The following is a 2085-nucleotide window of genomic DNA, read 5'->3' as shown; positions in this document are numbered from 1 at the left end:
TCAATGCATATCTTAGATAGTAGCTAACGGCTACAGTGATAACATCCTTGTTAAATTGTTTATATCTGAAATAGTTCATACAGAAGACTCCTTTTTGTTAAAATTATACTATAAATTCAACTTTGCAACAGAACCAACAAAATCGTGAAACAGGCGAAAGAAAGTTGTATCGAGTGTGGGTTTTACAGACAAAAATTGGAATAAAAAAATGCTAAATAATGACCATTTAAAAATTATTCACTTTGAAGAATATTCATCTGAAATTTTTCCTAATACACAAATAAAGGGTGGCGTAGTAATAACTTATTACGATAATAAAAAGAGTTTCGGCAAAATTGGAACATTCTTTAAATATGAAGAATTAAAAACCATTTTAGAAAAAGTAGAAAATAAGACTTCTAAATTCTTAAGTTCAATTTTATATTCAAATACTAGCTATAGTTATACAAATCTTCTACTAAAAGAAAATCCAAATTTCAATACTCGTCTATCTGGGGGATCTAAACGTTATGCATCTTCTTCTGTATTTGAAAAATTACCAGAAATTTTTTATGATATATGTCCAGAAGATAGTCAAAAATATATTGAAATTTATGGGCTTCAAAATAAAAAAAGAACTTATAAATATGTAGCACGTAAATATTTTTCTTCTCATCCTAATCTAGATAAATATAAGGTTTTAGTTGCAAGTTCAAATGGTAATGGGCACTTTGGTGAAACCCTTTCTACACCAATTGTTATGCCACCTAAAGTAGGTCATACTGAAACGTTTATTAGTTTTGGAGCTTTTAATACAAAATTAGAGGCTGAAAACCTTTTAAAGTATATTAAAACTAAATTTTTAAGAACACTTCTAGGTATTTTTAAAGTTACACAAGGTAATAAGACAGCGCATGTATGGTCAACAATTCCTTTACAAGATTTCTCTAACCATTCTGATATTGATTGGAGTCAGGATATTAATAAAATTGATCAACAACTTTATCATAAGTATAATCTCACGGATGAAGAAATATCATTTATTGAAAAGAATGTAAAAGAAATGATGTAATAAATTCTTTTTCACAATATCAAATCATAATTTTATAAAATATGATTTGATTCTCATATTAATGATAGGTGGTTAGATTAATCAATAGTCGGAATTTGGATTATAGCATATTTAAACCTTTTAAAATAACACTATATTAAATCGATATATACAAGTCATAAAAGAAATTAAAACGCTACTAGCATATATTGTTAGTAGCGTTTTACTCTATATAATTTTAGAATAGAATTTAAAATAGTTTATTAAAATAACTATACCTCGTTATCACGTTTAATTCTATAAACTGTTTGTCTAGTGATATTAACTTCTTTGGCAATTTTACTAATTGTTTGGACTTCTTCTAACTTTTCTACAACTTTATGATAAACAATACGTTTTTGAGGATCTTTCGCATTGGGCGAATATAATAAAGGGCGTCCTTTATACACACTTTTTTCTTTCGCGACTTTAATACCTTGTGCTTGTCTACGTTTACTTTCATTTCGTTCTTGTTCTGAAACCATTGCTAATATTTGAATGATCAGATCTTTCATAAATTTATCTAATAATGGATTGCCAACCACTTCATTCATCATCGGTAAGCTAGTAATCATTAATTGTACTTCTTTGTATTTTAAATAATTAACGGTATGAATCACTTCATCATAATTACGACCTAAACGATCAATGGATTCTACTACAAACCGATCTCCCATCCTCACAAAGTTAAGTGCTTCTTGAAGTACCGGTCTAATTTCAATAGATTTTCCTGACTGTTTTTCTGTAAATATTTTTTCAACACCAAACGCCTTTAAATTTTCAAGTTGTCTTTCTAAATTTTGATCAATCGATGATACTCTCGCATAACCAACAATAATTGATTTCACCTCACAATTAATAAACACCCTAATCATACATTTTAGTTGCTTGTTACTTTACTTGATATATGAGAATGATTTTACCTAGTAAATGAGAAAAGCAATGTCCTATATTAAAGTACATTGCTTTTTCTATTAACGAATACCTATGACTAAACTATCTCTAGCTGTTTCTAC

At 27.9% G+C, this 2085-nt stretch carries 2 protein-coding genes and 1 pseudogene; 1 reads left to right on the top strand and 2 read right to left on the bottom strand.

What is annotated here, in order from left to right; genetic code table 11:
- Positions 1 to 79: pseudogene (locus tag KA878_RS12645) on the bottom strand (IS6 family transposase); the annotation flags it as partial.
- Between the two features lie 96 nt (positions 80 to 175).
- Here KA878_RS12645 and KA878_RS12640 point away from each other — a divergent pair.
- A complete protein-coding gene (locus KA878_RS12640; protein ID WP_312884006.1) occupies positions 176 to 1051 on the top strand; it encodes a class I SAM-dependent methyltransferase in 876 nt (291 codons plus the stop codon).
- A gap of 251 nt (positions 1052 to 1302) precedes the next feature.
- Here KA878_RS12640 and KA878_RS12635 read toward each other — a convergent pair whose 3' ends face one another.
- On the bottom strand, positions 1303 to 1908 hold the full coding sequence (locus tag KA878_RS12635) for a recombinase family protein (protein ID WP_193839926.1): 606 nt from the start codon (positions 1906 to 1908) through the stop codon (positions 1303 to 1305).
- Positions 1909 to 2085: the final 177 nt, after the last annotated feature.

Source organism: Staphylococcus sp. GDY8P57P, assembly GCF_017892585.1.
GTDB lineage: Bacteria > Bacillota > Bacilli > Staphylococcales > Staphylococcaceae > Staphylococcus > Staphylococcus borealis.
Note: the sequence above shows the minus strand (reverse complement) of the source record. Positions and strands in the feature narration are given on the sequence as shown.